Annotated in this window: 3 protein-coding genes; all 3 read left to right on the top strand. The window is 53.3% G+C overall.

The window, feature by feature from the left end; genetic code table 11:
* Positions 1-328 (top strand): N-6 DNA methylase (locus QZH66_RS15460; protein ID WP_305806793.1); only part of this gene is annotated, 328 nt, incomplete at its 5' end.
* Positions 297-1,007: a type I restriction-modification system subunit M gene (locus QZH66_RS15455; RefSeq protein ID WP_305806792.1), complete on the top strand. Its 711-nt coding sequence runs from the start codon at positions 297-299 to the stop codon at positions 1,005-1,007. The genes QZH66_RS15460 and QZH66_RS15455, both read left to right, overlap by 32 nt.
* On the top strand, positions 1,004-1,944 hold a 941-nt coding region (locus QZH66_RS15450), incomplete at its 3' end, for a restriction endonuclease subunit S (RefSeq protein ID WP_305806791.1). The genes QZH66_RS15455 and QZH66_RS15450, both read left to right, overlap by 4 nt.

Below are 1,944 nucleotides of genomic sequence, written 5' to 3'. Positions count from 1 at the left end.
CTTCGATCAACACATTATTGAAGACGGCTTTTTTGGCCAGGAACTTAACCACACCACGTACAACCTGGCGCGGATGAACATGTTCCTGCACAACGTCAACTACGACAAGTTCAACATCCAGCTGGGCGACACCCTGACCGAGCCGCACTTTGGCGACGACAAGCCGTTTGACGCCATCGTTTCCAACCCGCCCTACTCTGTAAAGTGGAAGGGCTCAGACGACCCCACCCTCATCAACGATGACCGCTTTGCCCCGGCGGGTGTGCTGGCCCCTAAATCCAAGGCCGACTTTGCCTTTGTGCTGCACGCGCTCAGCTNAGCCGTTTGACGCCATCGTTTCCAACCCGCCCTACTCTGTAAAGTGGAAGGGCTCAGACGACCCCACCCTCATCAACGATGACCGCTTTGCCCCGGCGGGTGTGCTGGCCCCTAAATCCAAGGCCGACTTTGCCTTTGTGCTGCACGCGCTCAGCTACCTATCGGCCAGAGGCCGCGCCGCCATCGTCTGCTTCCCTGGCATCTTTTACCGCAGCGGCGCTGAGCAGAAGATTCGCCAATACCTGGTCGACAACAACTATGTGGAAACGGTGATTTCGCTGGCCCCCAATCTGTTCTTCGGCACCACCATCGCCGTGAATATCCTGGTGCTCTCGAAGCACAAGACCGATGCCAACATCCAGTTCATTGATGCCAGCGGCAAAGACTACTTCGAGAAGGGAACCAACAACAACCTGCTGCTGGACAATCACATTGACCAGATCATGGCGGTGTTCGACAGCAAGGCGAACGTGGATCACTTCGCCCGGTCGGTGTCATACGAGACGGTGGCGGCTAACGACTACAACCTGTCGGTCAGCAGCTACATCGACGCCAAGGACAACCGCGAAGTGGTGGACATTGCCCAGCTCAATGCAAAGCTGAAAACCACCGTGGCCAAGATTGATCAGCTGCGCAAAGACATTGACGCCATCGTCGCTGAAATCGAAGGCGAGGAGCTGGAGGCATGAGTCACATTGATGACCTAATCAGCGAATCCTGCTCAGGCGGGGTGGAGTTCAAGCGTCTTGGCGACATTGTGCGTATCAAGAACGGCAAAGATCACAAGACGCTTGGAGATGGCGAATTTCCAGTTTACGGCTCCGGTGGAATCATGCGATATGCCGACACTTACGCCTACAACAAGCCTTCAGTCTTGATTCCGAGGAAAGGCTCGCTTGGCAATCTGTTCTTCGTTGATGCTCCGTTCTGGAACGTTGACACCATCTTCTACACGGAAATTGACGAAACACAGATTCGTCCGAAATTCCTTTATTACTTCTTGACAACGGCAGGTCTAGGCGAAATGAACCAGGCGGGTGGTGTACCAAGCCAGACTCAATCCGTCTTGAACGAGTTGAAAATCCCAGTTCCGCCGCTTGAAGTGCAGCGCGAAATCGTTCGCATATTGGACGTCTTCGCCGAGCTTACAGCCGAGCTTACAGCCGAGCTTACAGCCCGAAAAAAGCAATACAAGCACTATCGCGACCAATTATTGCGCTTTGAAGACGAAGCGGTCGAATGGAGGCCGTTGAGTGAGATCGGAGAATTTATTCGCGGCAAACGCTTCACCAAGGCTGACTATGTCGCAGATGGAATCAATGCGATCCATTACGGTGAGATATACACCCGGTATGGTGCTTTTGCCCACGAAGTTTTTTCTCAGGTTAGAAAGGACTTGGCCGAATCACTGCGCTACGCAGAACCTGGGGATGTGGTGATTACCGATGTCGGCGAAACCGTAGAAGATGTTGGTAAAGCGGTGGCATGGCTTGGTGCAGGGAAAGTGGCCATCCACGATCACTGCTACGCTTTTCGGCACGCCATGAATCCGAAGTTTGTTTCCTATTGCATGCAAACCGATTCGTTCATTGCTGAAAAAGCAAAGTATGTGGCAAGAACCAAGGT

It is taken from the genome of Stenotrophomonas sp. YIM B06876 (assembly GCF_030711595.1).
GTDB lineage: Bacteria > Pseudomonadota > Gammaproteobacteria > Xanthomonadales > Xanthomonadaceae > Stenotrophomonas.
The sequence above is the reverse complement of the archived record's forward strand: the minus strand, read 5'-3'. Positions and strand labels throughout refer to the sequence as shown.